A 21,503-nucleotide genomic window follows, 5' to 3' on the forward strand; every position below is an offset into this window, starting at 1 on the left:
CTTATAACTCCCATATAACACGGAGATATAGGGCAGATATCCCTATGATAAGCAAATACCATAGCGGATTTCAGCTGAATCGACCTCTGGAAATGCCGCGAAAACCATAAAAAAAGGGCGTATCATGCATTGATACGCCCTTTTTTATCCTATAATTTCAGCCTCAGCAGGGGTCGGAGCACCCACCAGGACCGGTACTGATGCAGGGACAAACAGATATCGGAGTAGTATTGCCCTGGCACAGTGTGTCAATGGTTTTGATAAAACCGTCCTGTTTGGGTTTGGTCAAACTGGCAATTTTGATCTTGCCAAGGCTCAATTTCTTTTCTGTTGTTTTTTTCATCTGAGAAAATTTAGGTTAAATGTGAATGGCATTCTCTTAAAAGTAAGCAGAAATATGATCGGCGATACTACGTAAAAAAGGGATTTTTAAGCCCGCAGGGTCAGCAACAGTTGCGGTCCAGGTTTATATCGTCCTTAAAGAACCCGGCAAACACCTGGCGGAATTGTTTCCAGGCGTTGGGATCTATGCAATAACAGACATTGGCGCCATCTATGGTGCCGGTTATCAGGCCTGCCTTTTTCAGCTCCTTCAGATGCTGGGAGGTGGTAGCCTGCGCCAGGCCCAGCTGCTCTACGACATCTCCGCATACGCAGCGGTTCACTTTTACCAGGTATTGGAGAATGGCAATACGTGCCGGGTGGGCCAGCGCCTTCGCCATAAGGGCTATTTCGTTCTGCTGTTTTGTGAATAATGCGGTCTTGGAAACTCCCATTTCAAACTATTTCTGATTTGAAATTACGAAGAAGGAGGGTGATTACAATCAGGTCTTTTCCTAACCGCGGTCCTGTTTTAAGCGGCCGGGGGCTGGTACTTTTGTGGTAGAGATAAGTCCCGCGCAGACAAGAACCGTGCAAGTATGGGGATCGGGGCTAATAGAACAGTGAATTTTGACATGCTGACAACGGTCAGTGTTCTGACTGACCGTTGTCATACTCTATTGAAAAACGGAGGTATAACTTGGTGCTACAAACTATGAAATTAGCAATGAACAACGGTGAAAAAGGCGAGCTGATATATGAGAATGAAGGCTGGAGAAAAGAACTGGCCCTCCTGGAAGATGAAAATATTCATTTCAAAACCAGGCTGGCTGATATTTTAAATAGTGATTTCGTTAGAAGCAAGCTGGAAGAACTGGAGTACTTCCAGAACCGCTTCCTGAAAATGGACGAACAGCTGGGCCTCCTGAAGCACGAGGTAAGGGAACAGCTTTACCACCTGCAACAGGAGCATTTCCACATGAACGGCGAATATAAAAAGGTAATAGACGTTCAGCGCAAGCTCGAAGTGAAGATCATCATCATAAAAGAGAATTTCGAAAAACTCAGTGTAGAATTTAAAGGCTATCTGAATGATCATTTCGGGCAGCCTGCCTAATACAGCATGCTGGATAGCTTTTTTTCATTGAGAATAACAATCGTCCCTTCCTTGATATCGATCAGTTTTTCTTCCCTGAAATCGCCCAGTGTACGGATCAGCGATTCAGTGGCGGTACCAGCTATGGTGGCCAGGTTATCGCGGCTGATATCTATTGCGAAGTGGGTTTCCCTGCGTTCGTTATACTTATTATAAAGGTTCACCAGCGCTTCGGCTACCTTTTTGCGAAGAGAGTTGTAGGCCAGTCCCAATAACTGCTGCTCTTTCACGGTAACATTCCTGGCCAGCATGCGGATAAACTGTACGGCTACTTCCTGCTGGTTGTTCAGCAGCTCTTCGAAGTCTTCCCGGGGGATCACCGCGATCTCGCTTTCTTCCATGGCTTCGGCTGTTTCCTTATAGGTGCCGCCTTCCAGCAGGGCTACATAGCCCAGGAAATCACCGGTGTTGTACAGGTCTACCACCAGTTCCTTACCGTCGTCATTCTTTTTGAAGATCTTTACTTTTCCCTTCTGGATGTAGAACAGGCTGGTGGGATGATTGCCTTCGACATAGATGGCCTGTTTCTTTTTGTACCTGTCGATGTTGCGTCCTTCAGACAATGCTTTAAGGGTGCCTTTTCCCCCGGTGGCAGCTTCCATCAGTTTGTTGAGGCCCTGCAGGTTGGCAGGAAAATCCTGTTTTCTCAGGGAGGCCTTTTTAAGGCGGCTTTCAATGGCATGCAGCAGGTCGGTGCCGCTGAAAGGCTTGGTAATGTAATCGTCTGCTCCCATTTCCATGCCTTTACGGAAATCGCTTCTTTCTGTTTTGGCGGTCAGGAAGATGAAAGGAGTATCTCTCATCTCGTCGTTGCGCTGCAGCATGTGCAATACGCCGTAACCGTCCAGTACGGGCATCATGATATCACAGATCACCAGGTCGGGCTTGTGTTCCATGGCGAGTTCCACCCCGGTTTTGCCGTTTTCTGCGGTCAGGACCTTGTATCCGGCCAGATCGAGGATTTCTGCTGTATTTTCCCGGATATCGTCATTGTCTTCAATTAGCAGGATCGTTTTCATGCGTGTGTAAGGGAAGTTTTGTTATTGATAGGAAATGTTAAGGTAAAAGTGGTGCCTTTGCCCAGTTCACTCTCACATGATATGCTGCCGTTCATCAGCTCACTATATTTACTTACGATGTGGAGGCCCAACCCGGTGCCCTGAATATTACTCACGTTGGTGCCCCGGAAAAACCGCTCAAACAGGTGTTGCTGGTCTTCCTGCGACATGCCGATGCCTTTATCGGCCACCACCAGCTTGAATTCGTCCTCTTTACGGTAGGTGCGTAAGAGGATGGTGGCGTCTTTACCGGAGAATTTAATGGCATTGCCCAGGAGGTTCATGACAATATGCTTCAGCAGGGCGGGGTCCAGCGTTACTTCCGTGCCGCCGATATGGAGGTAATCCACCTCCTGTCCCTCTTTAATAATGCCCTGCATCTCCTGGATCACATTCTGGAACAGCTCATTCACATCAAAATTAATGTTCCGTACCTGGATTTTTCCTTCCTCTATCCGGCCTACGGAGAGGAAGTCGTTCAGTATATCAGTCAGTAGGTTGACGGAGGAAACGATACGCTGGATATGCTTATTCCGTTTTCCCTGCTCCTCTTCCCCGGCATATTGCTTGACCAGGAAGGCGGAGGAGAGGATAGTGCTGAGAGGGGTACGGAACTCGTGCGAGGCCAGGGATACGAAGCGGGATTTCAGCTCGCTCAGCTCTTTTTCTTTGCCCAGGGCTGTTGTGAGCTCTGCCGTGGATACTTCCAGCAGTTCCAGGGCTTTCCTGAGCTGCAGGGTACGTTCTTCCACCATTCGTTCCAGCTCGTCATTGAGGCGCTCATTATTGGCCTCTGCCTGCTTCCTGGCAGTGATATTGTTGATATAGGCGATCACAAAGGTGCCTTCTTCATTCTGGTAATGGCTGAGGCTAATCTCCACGGGGAATTCCGTGCCGTCTTTTTTAACCCCAAACAGGTCGAGGCCGATGCCCATGGGCCTGCTCTGCGGCTGGCCGGTAAAGCCTTCGCGATATTCGATATGCCTGTCGCGCAGGTTCACCGGGAGCAATTGTTCTACGGGGCCTTCCAGCAATTCTTCGCGCCGGTAGCCGAACTGATCCAGCGCAAAATCATTGATCATGACGATCTCCCCCGCTTATTGGCCACCAGTATGCCGATGCTGGCATAATCGAAGAGGGCGCCAAAGCGCTGTAACTCTTTTTCTATCTTTTGCTGGAAATAACTATCCGAGGTAAGGTCTCCCAGGCGGAAGAAGCAATATTCCTTCCCGGAGTGTTTAAATAAGATCCTTTCGTAAACGCCCCATTGTTTCTGACCGGCGTTGTTCACCCACTCACGTTCTTCTCTGCCGGGACTGTTACTGTTGACGCCGCTCTCCAGGGTCCAGTCGCAATACCCCAGCTTGTTTTTTTGCAGTAGTGCTTCAACCACGGCAGGGTCCGTGCTGCCCAGCATCCTCATGCCTGCTTCGTTCATATAGAGCAATCTGCCACTCTCTTTCTCCCTCACGCCCAGCAGGCCGCCTCCCTTTTCCATCAGGGCCGAAAACATGGATAGCTGAAACTGATCGTCGAGCTCGTTGATGGAAGAATACATTTAACAGTTATTTTGTATATCGGTAACAGGCTGCAACAAACTGAAAGTTAAGTATTTTATGGATTTGTATCAAAGCGGGGGCCAAAAATTAGCCGCATGATGATTATCATGTGAAGGACTGATCGATCTCATTGGCCGGGGAGCAGGACTGGTGTTACTTTGCATCCGTAACCATAATTTATTTAAAAATGCAGATCTATATCAGTGACAATGCCATCATCGCCAGCATACAACGTGCATTTCAGGCGGTATACCCCTATCTGAAACTTGAATTTTACACGCAGGCCCCGGAAGGCGGACAAGCTGCCGCGGCAGTGAGGAAAATTTCCCCGGATACCCCGATAGACGATATAAGGGATGCAGGCACTTGTGGCTGGCTGGATATCAGTCAAAAACGGACAGCCGCTGAACTGGTGTCTGACCTTAAAGAAACAATGGGCCTCAATGCTCAGGTAACTCCGAGAAGGGGCGACCTGTGGCTGAAGACCGCCTGTACCATCAACTGGAGCCTGGCCCAGCTAAATGCGGCCACCGTTCGTACGAACCACTACCTGTACTAATACTACGGGACCGGCAACACCTAAACCACATCCGCTATGAGAGTACTTTTCTACAGTATGAAAGACTTTGAGCGCCCCTACCTCGAAGAAGCCAATATTAAGGAACACGACCTGGTAATGATCAATGAGCCCCTGAACCTGGATACAGGTGCGCTGGCCAAGGATTGTGAGGCAGTCTGCATCTTTACCGCCGATGATGCGTCGGCGCCTGTGCTCAATATACTGGCCCAGCAGGGGGTAAGGTACCTGGCCGTCCGTGCCGCCGGCTATGATAATGTGGATTTGCACGCTGCCGCGCAACTGAATATTAAAGTAGCCAATGTACCAGCTTATTCTCCTTTCGCCATTGCGGAACATGCGGTAAGCCTGATGATGGCCCTGAACCGGAGAACGGTGCAGGCCACCAAACAGGTGCAGCAGTATAATTTTACCCTGCATAACCTGGTAGGTTTTGACATGCACCGCAAAACAGCCGGTATTATCGGCACCGGCAGAACAGGAGAGGCCGTTGCAGCGATCCTGCATGGTTTTGGATGCCGTTTACTGGCATACGATATAAAAAAGAACAAAGACCTTGCTACCCGCTTTGGGGTACAGTATACTGACCTGGCCACGCTTTGCCATGAATCGGATATTATTACTGTACATACAGGCTTGAATGAGGAGAGCAAACATATGATCAATAAGGAAGTGATCAGCTGGATGAAAAAAGGCGTTATGCTGATCAATGTGTCAAGAGGAGCCGTAGTTAAAACGGCTGATGTGGCAGATGCGCTGGAGAATAACCACATAGGCTATTTCGGAATGGACGTATATGAGCACGAAAAGGGCGTTTTCTTTAATGACCTGCGTGGCCGCAAAATGGAGGATAAACTGTTATGCCGCCTGCTGCGCATGCCCAATGTGCTGATCACGCCGCACCAGGCTTTTGCTACACGCGAAGCCCTGCAAAATATTGCTGAAACAACTTTTTATAACCTGCATTGCTGGAGAAAGAAATTAGCCTGCAAGAATGAGCTGGCGGTAGCGGTGAATGGCCATACCTATGCCATGACTGCGGGCTAGCCAAATTATCTTATCTACATCTTCAATTTGTACACTGCTGACCGGCCGCTAGTTTCTTTCAAACCGGCCGGTTTTTTTTATATGACATCCATCATTTTTCAGGATGATAAATATCAACTGCGTCTTTGATAAATGTCATTCGGGCCCGGCAGTCGCGCTGCTACTTTTGCAGTATATACGATAACCATGACAGCCGTAGGAACCGCCTGCTATCATTGTGGCGAAGCATGTAACAACACCGCCATTGTACAAGAAGAAAAAACATTTTGCTGCGAAGGCTGTAAACTGGTTTTTGAACTGCTGAACGGGCACCAGCTATGCGACTATTACCGGCTGAACGAACAACCGGGCACTCCGCAGCGTATAGCCGTTCGTAAAGATAAATTCGCGTTCCTGGAAGATGATCAGATAACAGAGCAGCTGATACAGTTCCGCGATAGTACACACACCCATATCACCTTTTATATTCCCAACATACATTGCAGCTCCTGCCTCTGGCTATTGGAAAACCTGCACCGCCTGAACGCTGGTATACAGCGGGTCACCGTGAACTTTGGCCGTAAGGAAGCACAGGTGGTGTTCCTGCATGAACAGCTGTCGCTGCGCGGAGTGGCCGAGCTGCTCACCAGCATCGGCTATGAACCTTATATCAGCCTGCAGGATCTGCAGGGCAATAAAACAGGCATCAGCCGCCGGCTGATCTACCAGTTGGGAGTGGCTGGTTTTTGTTTTGGCAATATCATGTTGTTAAGCTTCCCGGAATATTTCTCCGGGCCGGACGGCATGGATACGGGCCTTTTCCGCTGGCTGAACCTGGCCTTGTCGCTACCGGTATTCTTTTACAGTGCACAGGTGTTCTTCCGTTCCGGCTGGAGCGGTATCAAACATGGCTTCCTGAATATAGATGTGCCTATCGCGCTGGCTATCCTGGTCACTTTTGTGCGCAGCGTTACAGATGTATTAATGGGGACAGGCGCAGGCTACTTTGATTCGATGACGGGTATTGTATTCCTTATGCTGGCGGGCAGGATCCTACAGGAAAAAACTTACCAGGGACTGTCATTTGACCGCGACTATACCGCTTATTTCCCAATAGCCGTTACCGTAATAGACGAAGAAAAAGAAATACCCGTGGCATTGCCGGATATTAAAACCGGTCAGACCCTGCTGATCCATCACCAGGAGCTGATCCCGGCGGATGGTATACTGGTAAAAGGAGAGGCCCTGATCGATTACAGCTTTGTAACGGGAGAGTCTACCCCGGTGCGCCGTTCTGTAGGAGAGATCATTTATGCCGGTGGTTATCAGCTGGCAGGCAACATCACCCTGCTGACTGTAAAAGAAGTGGCGCAAAGCTATCTCACCAGCCTGTGGAACCGCCGTGAGCTGAAAGAAACAAAAACAAAAGCGCCGTCTTTCATACACCTGCTGGGCCGTTACTTTGCCTGGCTGGTATTAAGCCTTGCTGCAATAACGGCTGCCTGGTGGGCACTACATGATCCTGCGCGTATATGGCCAGCCGTTACCGCCATACTGATAGTGGCATGCCCCTGTGGACTGCTGCTGGCGGCTTCTTTCACTAATAGCTTTATCCTGCGCATACTGAGCAGGCAGCGGCTGTACCTCCGCAATGCGGAGGCGATAGAGCGCTTGGCTGAAACAGATCATATTGTATTTGATAAAACAGGCACGCTCAGTTCCCGGAACAGCGCGGAAGTAAGCTTCTATGGAAAAGCGCTCAGCGCAGCCCAGCGGAGCGCGATAGCAGCGCTGGCAGCACAATCTTCGCACCCGCTGAGTAAAATGGTATATGCTTATTGCGGAACAGCCACCGCGCCGGTGCAGGATTTTGTAAGTGAGCCAGGCATGGGGATCAGCGGGCAGGTACATAATAACGTCATCCGCCTGGGCAATGCTGATTTTGCCGGGGCAGCCGGTAATGATACCAATGAAGGCAGTGCAGTATACCTGAACATGAATGGCCGGGTGTATGGCCGTTTCAGTGTGCGAAACAGCTACCGTAATGGTATACAACAGCTGTTTCACCGGCTCCGGGATCGCTTTGGGATCAGCCTGTTGTCTGGAGACAATGACCGCGAAGCAGCTGCTTTTCGTGAACTGATGGGACCAGGCGCCACCCTGCGTTTTGAACAGATGCCGCAGGACAAGCTGGATTACATCCTGCAGCTGCAGCAGCAGGGCCGGAGGGTATTGATGATCGGCGACGGGCTGAATGATGCCGGTGCATTATTACAAAGCCATACCGGTATCTCCGTTACAGAGAACAGCAACAATTTTACACCTGCCAGCGACGGCATCCTGGAGGCAAGGCAACTGCCTTTGCTGCCCGATCTTATACAGTTGTGCCGCAGCGGAAAGCACATTATCCTCACCAGCTTTATCATCTCTCTTGTATATAATATCAGTGGCTTATACTTTGCCGTACAGGGAACATTATCACCACTGGTTGCCGCTATATTGATGCCTTGCAGCTCCGTAAGCATCATACTGATCACCTGGGGAATGAGCGCTGCGGCAGGAAAGCGATTACAGCGAAAGGCATCTCATATCATGGATGACAAAGATCAGCTCCCCGGTTGAGAATGATCATGTTCACCCTATAGGGAGAAAGATACATTTGTAAAGTAAATCGAATAAGAATGAGTGTTATTATGCTGTTGCTCGGGGCCAGTCTTACTGTAGGACTTACTTTTCTGGCAGCCTTTATATGGTCTGTAAGAAGCGGGCAATTTGAAGACCACTATTCACCAGCACACCGCATCCTGTTTGATGATGCTCCTGCTGATAACGATCACCCTGACACCACACTCAAGCAATCATAATTTATCATCTATGTCTCTGGAAAAGTTTTCTTATGACAACCGCACTGTAAAATGGTTTGCCTATGCCACCATGTTCTGGGGCCTGATAGGCATGCTGGCAGGCTTATGGGCAGCCTTGTCGCTTGCCATCCCGCAAATGAACCTTGGCTATGCAGCCACTACTTTTGGGCGCTTAAGGCCTGTACATACCAATGCTGTAATATTTGCATTTGTAGGGAATGGCATCTTTATGGGCGTCTATTATTCCCTGCAACGCCTTTGCAAGGCGCGTATGTTCAGCGATGTGCTGAGCAAACTGCATTTCTGGGGCTGGCAGGCCATTATTGCAGGCGGCGCCCTTACCCTGTTCCTCGGGTATACCACCGGTAAAGAATATGCCGAACTGGAATGGCCTTTTGATATAGCCATCACCGTAGTATGGGTAATATTCGGCGCCAATATGCTGGGCACCATCCTGCGGCGGCGCGAGGCGCACCTGTATGTAGCCATCTGGTTCTATATCGGCACCTGGGTAGCGGTAGCCATGCTGCATATTGTCAACTCATTTGAAATGCCGGTATCGCTGTTTAAAAGCTACAGCTGGTATGCCGGTGTACAGGATGCGTTGGTGCAATGGTGGTATGGTCATAATGCGGTGGCATTCTTCCTGACCACGCCTTACCTGGGACTGATGTACTACTTCGTTCCCAAGGCAGCCAATCGCCCTGTATATTCCTACCGCTGGTCTATCATCCACTTCTGGGCTTTGATCTTTATTTATATCTGGGCAGGGCCGCACCACCTGTTATATACTTCATTGCCTGAATGGGCGCAGTCGCTGGGCACCGTGTTCTCCATCATGCTGATCGCTCCCTCCTGGGGCGGTATGCTGAACGGCCTCTTAACGTTGCGTGGCGCATGGGACAAGGTCAGGGAAGACGCCATTCTTAAATTCTTTGTGGTAGCGCTTACCTGTTACGGGATGGCCACTTTTGAAGGACCGATGCTTTCGCTGAAGAATGTAAACGCTGTTAGCCACTTCACAGACTGGACCATTGCGCACGTGCATGTGGGCGCCCTGGGATGGAATGGCTTCCTCACCTTTGGTATCCTGTACTGGCTGATCCCGCGCCTGTTCGCCACGCAGCTGTTTTCACGCAAATGGGCCAATGCGCATTTCTGGCTGGGCACTATGGGCATCATTTTTTACGTGGTGCCGATGTACTGGGCGGCCTTTACCCAAAGCATGATGTGGAAGGAATTTACGGAAGAAGGGCAGCTGAAATACCAGTTCCTTGAAACCGTGACCACTATTGTGCCGATGTATGCCCTGCGTGGACTGGGCGGCGCCTTATATGTATGCGGCATGATCCTGATGATCGTGAACCTGGTGAAGACGGTACGCAGCGGCAGCTTTGTAGCCAATGAAGCGGCGGAGGCCGCGCCACTGCCTAAGGTGATACCCGTATCCAATAAAGGCCACTGGCATAACTGGATTGAAAGAAGGCCGGTACAAATGGTGGTGCTCAGCCTGATAGCAGTAGGCATAGGCGGTATCTTTGAAATGATCCCCACCTTCCTGGTGCGCAGCAATATTCCTACTATCAGCAGTGTAAAACCTTATACGCCGCTCGAACTGCATGGCCGAGATATCTATATCCGCGAGGGCTGTTACACCTGTCATTCGCAGATGGTAAGACCTTTCCGCGATGAAGTGGCCCGTTACGGCGAATATTCCAAAGCAGGAGAGTTTGTGTATGATCACCCGTTCCAGTGGGGCTCCAAACGTACCGGCCCCGATCTGGCCCGTATAGGCGGCAAGTACCCCGACAGCTGGCACTATAATCACATGCTGGATCCCGCTTCCATGTCGCCTGGCTCTATCATGCCCTCCTATCCCTGGCTGCTGGAGGATCGTATCGATAAAGGAAAGACGCCGGCAATGATCAATGCCATGCGTAAAGTAGGCGTTCCCTATCCGCCTAGTTATGAGCTGCAGGCCAATAAAGATATGGAGCAGCAGGCAAACGCGATCGTTGCTTCGCTGAAGCGCGATAAGCTGGAAACATTACCTGACCGTGAGATCGTGGCGCTCATCGCCTACCTGCAAAGGGTAGGAAAAGATATCAAAGGCGCGCCTGCAAAACCATTGATCGTACAGGAAAGACAACACTAAAAAAAACAAAGCGTATGAAATTCATTAATTATCTGCAAAGCATAGATGGCGTAGCCATTTACCCGCTGGTGCCGCTGGTATTGTTCACCGCCTTTTTCGCCGCTGCCGCCTGGTGGGCGCTGAGAGCAGAAAAGGAAACCATGGTGCGCAAGAGCCGCATCCCTTTGGAAAATGAGGACCTATAAACCTATTAGCATGCAAGTATCATCCTCTACACTCGACAATCCTTTAGCCCAGTTATTACTGGTGATCATTATAGCATTACTGATCGCAATTGCGGTACTGGCCAATGCAGTCAGCGGCGCCATGGATATTTACCGTGAACGTATAAGAAAGAACGGGGCAGATAAAGCGATCCTGCTGCTGGCAGGCGGCTTACCACCTGTATCCTATTACCTGCTGGTATCTGTTATTGCCCTGGAGCTGCTGGTGATCTTTGCGCTTTTATGGATGCTGCGCTACCTGGTAGGTATCCAGCGTAAACATGCTCCCAAAGCAGTGCCCGTACCCGGACAACCGGTTGTGAGCTGGTGGGAAAGACTGAACAGGACCCGCAGCGTTGATGCGGCTTCTGAACAGGAGCAAGACCTGGGGCACGACTTTGACGGCATCCGTGAGCTGAATAATCCTACACCGCCCTGGTGGCGCTACAGCTTCTATTGCAGCATCCTGTTCGGCGTGGTGTATGTGTGGGTCTATCATGTCTCCCGTAGCGCGCCTTTACAGCTGGAAGAGCTGGCCATTGCAGAAGCCAAAGCAGCGGAAGCGCAGCAGGCTTACCTGGCACATGCCGCCAATAATATTGACGAGAAAACAGTGAAGCTGCTGACCGCAGCAGATGATATTGCCGGTGGTCAAAAGCTTTTTACTGCCAACTGTACCGCCTGCCATGGCGCTGCCGGACAGGGAATGGTAGGGCCTAACCTTACCGATGATTACTGGTTGCATGGCGGCCAGGTTAACCAGGTGTTCAGCACCATCAAATACGGAGTGCCTGAAAAAGGCATGAAATCGTGGAAAGACGATTTCTCTCCAAAACAGATTGCTCAATTGGCCAGCTTCATTAAAACCCTGCATGGCACCAATCCTCCGGGAGCCAAGGAAGCGCAGGGCGAACTGGAAAAATAATCTTGTCTGCACATGGAAACGTTCAGGGATAGTTTAGCCACAGTTGATAAGCAAGGGAAACGTCAGTGGATCTACGCACAACAGCCGAAAGGGAAATTGTACAGGTACCGGACCATCCTGAGCAACTTTTATTTCATGGTGTTTTTTAGCCTGCCGTTCATGCATGTGAATGGCAGGCCCTTGTTTATGTTGAATGTGGTAGAGGGAAAATTTATATTGTTTGGCGCCATTTTCTGGCCGCAGGACTTCTTCCTTTTCGGCCTCTGCATGCTGGCCTTCATCGTTTTTATAGCGCTTTTTACAATGGCTTTTGGCCGTCTTTTCTGCGGCTGGGCATGCCCGCAGACCATTTTTATGGAGATGCTTTTCCGTCGCATCGAGTACTGGGTAGAAGGCACCGCCGCTGCACAGCGGATGCTGAACAGCAGTCCCTGGACGGCGAAGAAGATCTTCCGTAAAACGGTTAAGCATATACTTTTTTTCCTGCTTTCTTTTCTCATCGCCAATACCTTCCTGGCCTACATCATTGGTATTAAGGCGCTGGGCCGTATTGTGAGCGAACCATTATCGGCACATGCAGGTGGGTTTACCACGATACTCGTCTTTTCAGCCGTGTTCTATGGTGTATTTGCCTTTTTCAGGGAGCAGGTATGCATGGTGGTTTGTCCTTACGGCCGTTTGCAGGGCGTGCTGATGGACCGGAACTCAGTAATAGTAGCTTATGACTATGAAAGGGGAGAGCCACGCGGAAAATTCAATAAGACAGGAACAGCAGCTAAGGGCGATTGCATTGATTGTATGCAGTGCGTAAAGGTATGTCCTACCGGGATAGACATCCGTAACGGCACGCAGCTGGAATGCGTGAACTGTACCGCCTGTATTGACGCCTGCAATTTTATGATGCTTAAAACAGGCAAACCGGAAGGGCTGATCCGCTATGCGTCGGAGAATGGTATTGCCGCCAGGCAACCGCTGCGTTTTACGCCGCGCCTGAAAGCTTATACCATGGCCCTGCTGATGATCCTGGGCGGCATTACCTTTCTGCTGCTTAGCAGGCACCCGGTGAGCGGCACTATTATCCGCACGGCTGGCATGCTGTACCAGGAAAGAGGAACAGACAGCATCTCCAACCTGTACCGCATTAAGCTGGTCAATAAAACGGCAGACAATTTACAACTACAACTGCTGCTGGAAGAAACAAAGGGGCGGGTACAGGTTATAGGCAAAAGCCCGATAGTATTGAAGGCTGGCGGGCAGGGCGAAGGCACTTTTTTTATAGTATTACCACGGGCAGCCATTGCAAAGCGCAAGAGCGCCATACATGTTATCCTTTATACGGGTTATGAGAAGGTAGGAGAGCTAAAGACCACTTTTCTCGGGCCTATCACACTTTCAAACTGATTTTATATGAACTGGGGTTATAGTGTCATTATCGTATTTACGCTCTTTGCGGCCGGGATGCTGACGCTGGTCATTAAGAGCATGCGTACCCGGATCGATATGGTTACGCCAGATTATTACGGCGCGGAATTAAAATACCAGCAGGTGATTAACGGACGGGAGAATAGCGCCCGCTTATCGGCTCCTGTGGCGGTAAGGCAGGCAGGGCCCCTGGTAGAGCTATCTTTTCCGGCGGAATTGAAGGGCCATTCCCTGGAGGGCAAAGTGCTTTTTTACCGCCCTGCGGACGCGGGAAAGGATATGAGCGTTCCATTGCGATTGAATGAGGAGGGCAAGCTGCTGGTAGACAGCCATCGCTTTAAAACAGGGCGCTACCAGGTAAAGCTGCAGTGGGAGATGGATGGCAAGCCTTATTTCCAGGAAGCATACCTGTACATCCAGTAATTATTAATTATTCACTTTTAATTGTTAATTGATCGTGTGGCCGCTGATATTATCCGCCTTTTCGCTGGGTTTCCTGGGCAGCTTTCACTGTATAGGCATGTGCGGGCCGATCGCCCTGGCATTACCGGTGCAACATCTGCAGGGCGCCAGTCGCCTGGGTGGTATACTCCTGTATAATGCCGGGCGCATTACTACCTACGCTTTGCTGGGCCTGTTATTCGGATGGCTGGGGCGGCAATTTTACCTGGGTGGGCTGCAACAATGGCTGTCGATTGTACTGGGCGCCTTGCTGTTGCTAATGGCGGTGCTGAGGTATCTGCCGGGCAGGCGTCCTGGAATGGAGGCCCATTTCGGGAAACTGACTGCGGGTACCAGGAGATGGCTGGGCATGCTCCTGCAGCGGCAACGTTTCTCTACCCTGTATGCGATCGGTTTTTTAAACGGCTTATTACCCTGTGGCCTGGTATACCTGGGCATAGCGGGGGCGGTGGCCACGCTGCACATCTACCAGGGAGCCTTGTTTATGGCAGTCTTCGGGGCCGGTACGGTACCTGCCATGGCGGCTGTTACAGCCAGCCGCCAGCTGATCACCCTGCAGGCCAGGAACCGGGTGAAACGGCTGATCCCCCTGGTGATCGCCCTCATGGGCTTACTGTTGATCATCCGCGGCATGAGCCTGGGCATTCCTTATGTAAGCCCCGCCATGAGCCCTTATAGCCCCCGGGTGATGGAACGTTGTCACTATTAAATTATTTACCATGCAATTGATCCGTAAATACAATGTGCCTGCGCCACGCTACACCAGCTATCCAACCGTACCTTACTGGGAGGAAAGCGGTTTTGACCCACAGCGATGGGAGCGCCTGGTGCCGGCTGCTTTTACTTTTGCCAATGCACTTGATGGCATCAGCCTCTATATTCACCTGCCTTTCTGTGAAAGCCTTTGTACTTATTGCGGCTGCAATAAATACATTACGGTGAATCATGCTGTGGAAGAGCCTTATATACAATCGCTGCTGAAGGAGTGGCGGCTATATCTCCGGTTGTTCACTGAACGGCCACGCATCCGGGAGATCCACCTCGGGGGCGGTACACCGGCATTTTTCAGTCCGGAGAACCTGCAGCAGCTGCTGAGCGGCATCTACGAAAGTGCAGATCTGCTGCCAGGCGCATCGCTCAGTTTCGAAGCGCATCCCGGCAATACCACTCTCCGGCACCTGGAAACACTGTATGCGATGGGTTTCCGGCGTATCAGCCTGGGGGTGCAGGATCTTGACGAGCGGGTGCAGCAGATCATCAACCGTATTCAGCCTTATGAGCATGTGGCGGAAGTAGTGGAGGCCGCCCGCCGTACGGGTTATGACTCCGTTAATGTTGACCTGATCTATGGTTTACCCCTGCAAACGGCGGCCGGTATCCAGAACACGATCCGGCAGCTAATGCCATTGCGGCCCGGCACCATCTCCTTTTACAGCTATGCCCATGTGCCCTGGGTGAAAGGGGTGGGACAGCGGCGGTTTTCGGAGGCCGACCTTCCTAAAGATGAAGAAAAACGCGCCCTGTACGAGCTGGGAAAAACCCTTTTCATTGGTGAGGGCTATACAGAGATCGGCATGGATCACTTTGCCCTGGAGGGCTGTGAGTTGCATAAGGCCAGCCGGGAAGGAAAGCTGCACCGCAATTTTATGGGCTATACAGTGGCCCGTACTTCCCTGCTGGTAGGCCTGGGCGCCAGCGCCATCAGTGACAGCTGGAATGCCTATGCGCAGAACGAGAAGCACATTCCCAGCTGGCAGGAGCGCCTGAACAAGGGCCTGCTGCCGGTAGTAAAAGGGCATGTGCTGACGGCGGAGGATATGCGCCTGCGCAACCATATCCAGTCCCTGATGTGCCGTTTGGAAACCTCCCTGAACCGCGCAGATGCCCATTGCAGCGCTGTGATGGAGGGCATGGGCCGCTTGCGGGAATTGGAAAAGGATGGCCTGGTGGCCTTGTTGCCCGGCAAGATCCAGGTAACGGAGGAGGGCCAGCCCTTTATCCGTAATATCTGCATGGCTTTTGATGCGCGCCTGTGGCGAAAGGCGCCTCAATCCCGCTTATTCAGCCAGGCTATTTAAGGTAGAACTGACGAGAATCATGTCGCAATTTGAGCGGGGTCATTTACCAGGCACTGCCGGACCGGTAATTTTGAGGTATAAAATGTATCTCTATGAAAGGCATGATCATCTACAAAGGAAAATACGGCGCCACCCGCCAATACGCAATATGGCTGGGAACAGCGCTCGAGCTGCCTATTGCGCAGGCCGGGTCTGAAACCGTAGAACAACTGGCAGATGCTGATTATGTGATCATGGGAGCCAGTGTTTACATGGGTAAACTACAGATGAAGAAATGGATCAAAGACAACCTTACCTTTTTATCAACCAAGAAATTATACCTTTTCGTTGTATCCGGCACACCGCTGGACGACGTGAACAGGTTACAGGAATATGTAAGAAATAACGTACCGGAGGAGCTCAGGAGCAGGGTAGAATGTTTCTTTTTCCCCGGTAAGCTGGAGTTCAATAAATTATCACTGAAAGACAAACTGCTGTTGAAGATTGGCGCATGGTTGTCAAAAGGCAGTGAGAAAGATAAAGTGCAGCTGGCGGATTACAATAAAGTAAACCGGCTGAATATTGCCCGCCTCGTAGAGGTAGCGGCTTATCAGAAAGTAGCTTAAGGACTGACAACACAGAGCCTTTCATCCGGCGCCCCGATCAGTGGTCTCCAAAAATCCACGGGGCGTGCCGGATGTTTTTTTTTGTCCCACTTATGAGCAAGATTAGCCAACCCCCTGACTTGTATCACAACATCCCTTGATGCACATCATTGTTTCACCCCTCACTTCTGGCGGATATTTGTATCACAAAACACGCATACTATGTACCCTTCCTTCTCATATCCTGAATTACAGAAAAGATTCTGCGAAGGTTTCGACTTCTTTCCCTTCAAGGCGCTGGAACAACACGGCGGCTTTATCTATAAGAGTTATGTTACTGATGATGATACCCGTGAGCTGCTGGACCGCTATACCTGCCAGTATGACAACAGCGGCGTACATGCGCGCGTGTTATTAATGAAGCTGCAGCAAAATGATATTCCTGTGGCAGGAGAGCTGCTGTTCAAATTGCAAACTGCCGGCTACCGTTTTGAAGAACGTTTCCACTCCATTAAAAAGAAGCCCGCTGTTTACAAGCAGCTCCTGGAAACGATGGAAACTTATCACCGGATCCTGGCGGTGTACCAGCACGACGTGCAGCAGCATATTGCTGCGCAACTGGCAACTGAGCCGGAAGATGATCAGCCAGAGACCTATGAGCCGATCAGTGTGGATAATATCCTGCAGCTTAAGCTGGTTGTGCAGGAATTCCTGCGCAGCACCGATATCATCTATACTTTCCTGGAAGGCTGTCATCAGCAGCGGCCCGATTATCAGCAGCTGGTGCTGACTATGGAAGAGCAGGCTAACCTGCGTGACATCCTGTACACGCTCATCATGCTCAGGGACCTGCAGAAGGATACGATCGACATCCTGAAACAATGGAAGCAGGATGCAGCGCGGTTCAAAGACCAGCGCATCTGGAATTGATTTTTTTGTTCTAATGCTTGCTATAAACCAACAACACATCCCCTGGCTTTTGCCGGGGGATTTTCACCGAAACACCAAAAACTGCTATTACATGGAACCGCGCCTTATCGCTGATCTGCTGGAGATTGAAGCATTAATATTATTATCCGGCGAATCTTATGTTCCCTTATCAGAAACAGAACAGATCAACTACGGCTGTATAGGTTGAGGGGCCTAGATGGCTTCGCGTCTCATTTGATTGCTGCTAAGCTCGCGGTTATACCGGTTACGATATTGCACCGGCGAGAGGCTGGTGATCCGTTTGAAAGTGATGCGGAATGCCTTCGGGTCTGTATAGCCTACTTTGTACATTACTTCGTTCACGTTTTCGCGGGAAGATTCCAGGCGTGATTTAGCTGCTTCTATCTTTACCCGCTGTATATATTCCACCAGGGTATTGGAGGTGGCTTTCTTAAAGCGGCGCTCCAGGTTCCTGCGGCTTACGGCCAGCATACTGGCCAGCTGATCTACCGTGATGCGCTCTTCGAAATTCGCTTCTATAAACTCCTGCGCTTTTTTCACCACTTCATCTTCGTGATCTTTCTGTCCGGCAAACATGATAAAGGGCGACTGGCTGTCGCGCTGAATATCTATCTGGAAAGCCTTTGAGCAAAAGACTGCTACTTCCCTTCCCGCAAACTTCTCAATCAGATACAGGATCAGGTTCAGGTAGGAAAAGGCGCCGCCGCTGGAGTAGATGCCATATTCGTCTGTAATGATCTTATCTTCTACCAGGTTCACATCGGGGTACATGCGCCTGAAATCATTGGCCGCCATCCAGTGGGTAGCGCATTTTCTGCCTTTTATCAGCCCGGTAGCGGCCAGGAGGAAGGCGCCTACGCAAAGGCTGGCCACTTCCGCGCCGTTCTTGTACTGCTGCACGATCCAGGGAATAAAGTCTTCGTTGTCGCGGATGTTCTTTTCCATATCCCCCTGCATGGCGGGGATCACCACCAGGTCTGTTTTGGGCGTTTCGCTGGTCAGCGTGTCTGCATTGATGGTATACATGCCTTCGTATACCGGTACCGCTTTGGTGAGGGCGGTGAGCTGTACATCGAACAGGGGCTCGCGGCCGATGCGTGTAAGCATTTGGTTCACCTCTGTGAACACCTGCCGGGGCCCTTCTATGCTACCCAGTATGGCCCCTTTGGGAACGATGATGGAGATGTGTATCATATAGTAAAGGTAGGGGTGTCCGCTGTCACAAGCAACCCTTATAGGAGTCGCATTTACCCCCTCTGCATGTCTGTTTTTTACGATATATATGCCTATGAATGCGTAATTTGCAAAATATGGCCATTATTCTGTCATCAGGTAATTACTTTGGGGTGGAACGTAAACAGGACGAAAATGCGGGGTTCAAACTGAACATTACCCGTTATGATCCTTTTACGGAGATCCGTGAGCATTATCATGAGAACGCTTACCTCAGCCTGCTGATCAACGGGCAGTACCGGGAAATGACCGGCCGCCGTGAACAGGATATGGCCCCGGGAGAGGTGATCTTCCGCCCGGCGGGTTATCGCCACGCCAACCATTTTCCCGGCAGCGGGGGCAGTTGTCTGAATATAGAATTCAAGCCCGAGGCGCTGTACGGACAACTAGGAAAGATCGTGATCCCTGCAGCAGCCAATATCTATCCTGCCGGGGCTTTTGAATACCTCTACCGCTTGCTGTATTGTTTTGTGAACGACCTGGGCGGCGCATTATCGGAAGAGTATCTTTTTACCTGGCTGGGCGCGCAAACAGATCGCCAGTTGCCGCAGCGCCTGTTATGGCTGCCCAAGGTAAAGGTCATCCTGGAAACGGAGCTGGAAGCGCTTCACCCCATTGCGGAACTGGCGGCCAGGGTGCACGTACATCCTGTTTACCTGGCCCGCGCCTTTAAGGAAAGGCTGGGGCTTACTCCGGGGGAATATCATCTGAAGATGCGCCTGAAAAGAGCGCTGGAACTGTTGTTCCGCAGTGATGAATCCATCTCTTCCATTGCCTATAGTACCGGCTTTACAGATGCCGCTCATTTTATCCGGTGTTTCAGGGCCTGTTACCAGGTATCCCCGCACAAGTTCAGAAGCTCCCTGAAAAGTTAATGGCGTACAATTTTTATCGCCTGCGCCGCTGTTCCTTTGTATCAAAAAAGTATGAAGCCTGTCCGCCCGGCCACCGCCATTGTTTTCACCTGGTGTATCATTTTACTATGCCCTTTATGTTTACGCGCACAAGATCAGTTGAATTATGACCTGCAGGTAAATGCCGATCTTCCTGCGCAGAAATTCAGCGTGCAGGGAACGTTATCTTTTCTTGTTACGGCAGCTGTTACAGATTCTGTGGTAGTGATGCTCAGCAAATGTACAGCCCCGCCATCTATACAGGTACGTACGCCCGGTGTGCGCATTGCGCGCAGGGATACCACTGTTAACGGGGTAGGCGATATCCTTTACCATATAAAGTTTGTAAAGCCCTTGCAGCCTGGCAGCCGGCTGGAATTTAGCTATGCTTATGAAAGGGGCAGCGCGCGTGCATTCCAGTATTACATAGACAGTACTTTCTGTATGGCCGGTGGTTACGGCTCCGCATGGTATCCGCAGATCGCATCGCGTGCAGAGGATGGCTCGCTAAAGTATACCCGGGCAAAGGGAAGTATCCGCGTTACGGCGCCAGCGCCTTATATGCCTGTAATGGCCGCCAGCAAGCTGGAAACCGGTGCTAACGGTAAGACGTATACGTTCCGGTATACGATGCCGGACATCTTTTCCTTGTATATCGCGCCTTACCACCGGCAGGAAGTGAAAGGGAGAATTCCTTTTTATTGCTTTACGCTCAGCAAAGAAACAGATGCGGCAGCAATCAGCGCCAAAGCTTCGCAGGTGCTGGATCACCTGCTTACCCTCTTCGGATCTCTCAGTATTCCTAACTTTTCTATCATAGAATTCCCCGATGCAGTATCGGAGAAGACCGGTATCGGCGGCGCCAGCCTGATGGGCGGTATACTGATGCCTGCCAATGCGCTGAAACGCTTTAATTACGCCTTATTTGGCCATGAAATGTCTCACCAGTGGTGGGGTAACAAAGTGCTGGGCCGGGGCGATGAAGGCGCGCAAATGCTCTCGGAAGGATTGGCGCAATATGGTTCTCTGCAGGTGGTGGAGGCCTTTGACAGCAGCCGCGCCATCCTCTACCGCAAGACGGGCTACCCGGGCTACATACCCGATCAATCCGGGTTTGGGTACCTGAAGAACGCAGCAGCAGGTATTGATGCACCCTTAAACGCGCTGACAGCGGAGAACGGGCATACGATCGGGGATAGCAAAGGCTTCATGGTGCTGGAGCTCCTGGCCAATACCATTGGGAAGGACACTTTTCACCGCGCCTTGCAAACAATAGGAGATAAGTATAGCCATTCTGGCCTGAGTTGGGACCAGTTCCTACAGGAGCTGGAAACCGCCGATGGCGGCAGCCTGCAGTGGTTCTATGACCAATGGTTCAACCGCGCAGGCGCGCCTGCCTGGGAAACTGCCTGGCAGCAGCAGGGGCAGGAGCTGCTGCTCACGCTTACACAAACAGACAGCCTGTACCGTTTGCCGCTGGAAGTGCTGATCACTTACGCTAATGGAGATCAATCACTGCAGCGCATAAACGTTACAGAGCGCGTGCAGCAGCTAAAGCTGCCCGTAAGCGCTCAGGTGAGCGGTGTTAAAATAGATCCGTATTTTAAAGTGATCCACTGGGATGAGGAGCTGGCCCCCAGGGCAAGGGCCATGAGCAAGCTGCAGCGGGTATTGCAGCTGCGCATTGCCCAAAAGCCGGATGAGGCGGAAAAGCTGGCGCTGTCTTACCTGGCGGAGGGTTTTCCCGAAGATCCCTATGGTGTGGAGTTTTCTTTATTATACGCGGTGGCCAGGTTGAAAGCGGTGAAGGGAGAAGAGGATGCTGCGCTGGTGTATTTTCAGAAGGCCCTGCAATGTACTACCCGTTCCGGTGATCTGCTGGCGTATACGTATTACAGGATCGCGCAGATCGCAAAGCGTAAGAAGGATGATGCCTTGTTTCAGTGGGCTTGTGTGAATGCGGTGAAGGCGGATGTATTGAATGAGGGAAAGGATGGGATGAAGGACATGGTGAGAGGCTTGTAAGGGGGCGTGCC

The 21,503-nt window shown here is 50.9% G+C and carries 22 protein-coding genes; 16 read left to right on the forward strand and 6 right to left on the reverse strand.

The window, feature by feature from the left end:
• Positions 1-163 precede the first annotated feature (163 nt).
• Together ACR9Y8_RS27350 and ACR9Y8_RS27355 are read right to left on the reverse strand one after the other, a co-directional pair.
• On the reverse strand, positions 164-343 hold the full coding sequence (locus tag ACR9Y8_RS27350; RefSeq protein WP_481216474.1) for a hypothetical protein: 180 nt from the start codon (positions 341-343) through the stop codon (positions 164-166).
• A 100-nt stretch (positions 344-443) separates the two neighbouring features.
• Positions 444-776: an ArsR/SmtB family transcription factor gene (locus tag ACR9Y8_RS27355; RefSeq protein ID WP_481216475.1), complete on the reverse strand. Its 333-nt coding sequence runs from the start codon at positions 774-776 to the stop codon at positions 444-446.
• A gap of 260 nt (positions 777-1,036) precedes the next feature.
• Between ACR9Y8_RS27355 and ACR9Y8_RS27360 the strand changes: the two genes are divergently transcribed.
• Positions 1,037-1,438 (forward strand): hypothetical protein, encoded by a 402-nt coding sequence (locus ACR9Y8_RS27360; RefSeq protein WP_481216476.1) that lies wholly within the window; start codon positions 1,037-1,039, stop codon positions 1,436-1,438.
• On the opposite strand, the gene ACR9Y8_RS27365 is transcribed toward ACR9Y8_RS27360, so the two are convergent.
• Genes ACR9Y8_RS27365 through ACR9Y8_RS27375 form a run of 3 tightly spaced genes read right to left on the reverse strand, consistent with a single transcriptional unit; the run spans position 1,435 to position 4,093 of the window.
• Positions 1,435-2,496, reverse strand: a complete 1,062-nt coding sequence (locus ACR9Y8_RS27365) for a response regulator (protein WP_481216477.1) — start codon at positions 2,494-2,496, stop codon at positions 1,435-1,437. The genes ACR9Y8_RS27360 and ACR9Y8_RS27365 overlap by 4 nt on opposite strands.
• Positions 2,493-3,617 (reverse strand): PAS domain-containing sensor histidine kinase, encoded by a 1,125-nt coding sequence (locus tag ACR9Y8_RS27370; protein WP_481216478.1) that lies wholly within the window; start codon positions 3,615-3,617, stop codon positions 2,493-2,495. Before ACR9Y8_RS27370 ends, ACR9Y8_RS27365 begins: the two co-directional genes overlap by 4 nt.
• Entirely contained in the window at positions 3,614-4,093 is a 480-nt protein-coding gene (locus ACR9Y8_RS27375; protein WP_481216479.1) for a hypothetical protein, read from the reverse strand. Before ACR9Y8_RS27375 ends, ACR9Y8_RS27370 begins: the two co-directional genes overlap by 4 nt.
• 188 nt (positions 4,094-4,281) lie before the next feature.
• Here ACR9Y8_RS27375 and ACR9Y8_RS27380 point away from each other — a divergent pair, with 188 nt between their 5' ends.
• From ACR9Y8_RS27380 to ACR9Y8_RS27440, 13 genes are all read left to right on the forward strand, one after another.
• On the forward strand, positions 4,282-4,653 hold the full coding sequence (locus ACR9Y8_RS27380; RefSeq protein ID WP_481216480.1) for a hypothetical protein: 372 nt from the start codon (positions 4,282-4,284) through the stop codon (positions 4,651-4,653).
• A 36-nt stretch (positions 4,654-4,689) separates the two neighbouring features.
• Positions 4,690-5,718: a 2-hydroxyacid dehydrogenase gene (locus ACR9Y8_RS27385; RefSeq protein ID WP_481216481.1), complete on the forward strand. Its 1,029-nt coding sequence runs from the start codon at positions 4,690-4,692 to the stop codon at positions 5,716-5,718.
• 186 nt (positions 5,719-5,904) lie between these two features.
• Entirely contained in the window at positions 5,905-8,319 is a 2,415-nt protein-coding gene (locus ACR9Y8_RS27390) for a heavy metal translocating P-type ATPase (protein WP_481216482.1), read from the forward strand.
• A 59-nt stretch (positions 8,320-8,378) separates the two neighbouring features.
• Positions 8,379-8,561 carry a cbb3-type cytochrome oxidase assembly protein CcoS gene (gene ccoS, locus ACR9Y8_RS27395; RefSeq protein ID WP_481216483.1) on the forward strand — a complete coding sequence of 61 codons (183 nt, stop codon included), beginning with the start codon at positions 8,379-8,381 and terminating at the stop codon, positions 8,559-8,561.
• Between the two features lie 10 nt (positions 8,562-8,571).
• A complete protein-coding gene (gene ccoN / locus ACR9Y8_RS27400) occupies positions 8,572-10,716 on the forward strand; it encodes a cytochrome-c oxidase, cbb3-type subunit I (RefSeq protein WP_481216484.1) in 2,145 nt (714 codons plus the stop codon).
• A 14-nt stretch (positions 10,717-10,730) separates the two neighbouring features.
• Entirely contained in the window at positions 10,731-10,901 is a 171-nt protein-coding gene (locus tag ACR9Y8_RS27405) for a CcoQ/FixQ family Cbb3-type cytochrome c oxidase assembly chaperone (protein ID WP_481216485.1), read from the forward strand.
• A 10-nt stretch (positions 10,902-10,911) separates the two neighbouring features.
• Positions 10,912-11,844: a cbb3-type cytochrome c oxidase N-terminal domain-containing protein gene (locus ACR9Y8_RS27410; RefSeq protein WP_481216486.1), complete on the forward strand. Its 933-nt coding sequence runs from the start codon at positions 10,912-10,914 to the stop codon at positions 11,842-11,844.
• A 12-nt stretch (positions 11,845-11,856) separates the two neighbouring features.
• The gene (ccoG, locus tag ACR9Y8_RS27415; protein WP_481216487.1) at positions 11,857-13,245 is read left to right on the forward strand and encodes a cytochrome c oxidase accessory protein CcoG; all 1,389 of its coding nucleotides are present in this window, start codon (positions 11,857-11,859) and stop codon (positions 13,243-13,245) included.
• A 6-nt stretch (positions 13,246-13,251) separates the two neighbouring features.
• Positions 13,252-13,689 (forward strand): FixH family protein, encoded by a 438-nt coding sequence (locus ACR9Y8_RS27420; protein ID WP_481216488.1) that lies wholly within the window; start codon positions 13,252-13,254, stop codon positions 13,687-13,689.
• 34 nt (positions 13,690-13,723) lie between these two features.
• Complete coding sequence (locus ACR9Y8_RS27425) at positions 13,724-14,437, forward strand: sulfite exporter TauE/SafE family protein (protein ID WP_481216489.1); 714 nt, start codon at positions 13,724-13,726, stop codon at positions 14,435-14,437.
• A gap of 10 nt (positions 14,438-14,447) precedes the next feature.
• Positions 14,448-15,806: an oxygen-independent coproporphyrinogen III oxidase gene (hemN, locus tag ACR9Y8_RS27430; RefSeq protein ID WP_481216490.1), complete on the forward strand. Its 1,359-nt coding sequence runs from the start codon at positions 14,448-14,450 to the stop codon at positions 15,804-15,806.
• A gap of 92 nt (positions 15,807-15,898) precedes the next feature.
• Positions 15,899-16,411: a flavodoxin domain-containing protein gene (locus tag ACR9Y8_RS27435; RefSeq protein ID WP_481216491.1), complete on the forward strand. Its 513-nt coding sequence runs from the start codon at positions 15,899-15,901 to the stop codon at positions 16,409-16,411.
• Positions 16,412-16,612: 201 nt separating this feature from the next.
• Positions 16,613-17,320 (forward strand): hypothetical protein, encoded by a 708-nt coding sequence (locus ACR9Y8_RS27440; RefSeq protein WP_481216492.1) that lies wholly within the window; start codon positions 16,613-16,615, stop codon positions 17,318-17,320.
• A gap of 213 nt (positions 17,321-17,533) precedes the next feature.
• Here ACR9Y8_RS27440 and ACR9Y8_RS27445 read toward each other — a convergent pair whose 3' ends face one another.
• A complete protein-coding gene (locus tag ACR9Y8_RS27445) occupies positions 17,534-18,535 on the reverse strand; it encodes a GlxA family transcriptional regulator (protein ID WP_481216493.1) in 1,002 nt (333 codons plus the stop codon).
• A 116-nt stretch (positions 18,536-18,651) separates the two neighbouring features.
• On the opposite strand from ACR9Y8_RS27445, the gene ACR9Y8_RS27450 reads away from it, so the two are divergent.
• Together ACR9Y8_RS27450 and ACR9Y8_RS27455 are read left to right on the forward strand one after the other, a co-directional pair.
• Positions 18,652-19,449: a helix-turn-helix domain-containing protein gene (locus ACR9Y8_RS27450; RefSeq protein ID WP_481216494.1), complete on the forward strand. Its 798-nt coding sequence runs from the start codon at positions 18,652-18,654 to the stop codon at positions 19,447-19,449.
• Between the two features lie 51 nt (positions 19,450-19,500).
• Entirely contained in the window at positions 19,501-21,492 is a 1,992-nt protein-coding gene (locus tag ACR9Y8_RS27455; RefSeq protein ID WP_481216495.1) for a M1 family aminopeptidase, read from the forward strand.
• Positions 21,493-21,503: the final 11 nt, after the last annotated feature.

It is taken from the genome of Chitinophaga sp. SVR4-12A (assembly GCF_056754765.1).